Below are 766 nucleotides of genomic sequence, written 5' to 3'. Positions count from 1 at the left end.
CAAATCCGACCGCGCTGGCGAGTCGGAGGCTTGACTGGAGGAGGGGGCGTGGTAGAACTGTCGAAAGCGCGCTGAGTCGGTCGGATTGGGTGTGCTGAGACGTTCGCCTGAAAAATGAGTCCTTTTCTCCATATCCGGACTGAGAAGTTTCCGGTTCTCCCTGGGGAAGAGGAAGAAATCGTGAATCCAGGCACATTTGGGAAATCGTTCGCTCAATTTATTGAGGGGACGCTTAAGAGGGCAGAATACGATGTGCCCTTCATCGTTTGTGAGGATTGGGGCTGGTGGGTAGAGGTTAAGCTCCCGCAGTGCAGGCTGGGGATTACTTGTTACCGCGACCACGACGAGAATACGATGTGCGACTTCGCATGTTCGCCGAGTCCCCCAAAGGAGCGGGTCTGGAGTTGGACGCGGTTTCGATTCGTGGATATCGCCGCTGAACTAGTTCAAATTCGGAGAACTCTGGTGGAGGCTTTCACGGCAGACCCCGAAATCAATTTCCTAGGAGAGGTCGACGAGATTCCGCTCTACCAAAACTAGTGGCGAACAATGCGCAGCACCACAAATCCGACCGCGCTGGTGAGTTGGAGGATTGACTGGAGGAGGGAGCGTGGTAGAAGTAATGAAAGTGCGCTGAGTCGGTCGGATTGGGTGTGCTTGAACGTTATCCAATGTAAGCATTGCGGACTTTGCATCGTTTTGAATGGCGAGTTCGTAGTGACGGATGCTCAGTAACGAGGTTTTGCGCGGTAGGCGAGTTCGGCGT

Annotated in this window: 1 protein-coding gene; it reads left to right on the top strand. The window is 54.0% G+C overall.

Features of this window, described 5'->3' with window-relative positions; genetic code table 11:
• Positions 1-114: 114 nt before the first annotated feature.
• Positions 115-540, top strand: a complete 426-nt coding sequence (locus IE099_RS20940) for a hypothetical protein (protein ID WP_229809637.1) — start codon at positions 115-117, stop codon at positions 538-540.
• The last annotated feature ends 226 nt before the right edge of the window (positions 541-766 follow it).

The organism is Roseibacillus persicicus (genome assembly GCF_014651675.1).
GTDB classification, from domain to species: domain Bacteria; phylum Verrucomicrobiota; class Verrucomicrobiia; order Verrucomicrobiales; family Akkermansiaceae; genus Roseibacillus; species Roseibacillus persicicus.
Note: the sequence above shows the minus strand (reverse complement) of the source record. Positions and strands in the feature narration are given on the sequence as shown.

Excerpts from the sequence above, each read along its gene's own strand:
- IE099_RS20940 (WP_229809637.1), top strand. The coding sequence starts at position 115 with ATGAGTCCTTTTCTCCATATCCGGACTGAGAAGTTTCCGGTTCTCCCT.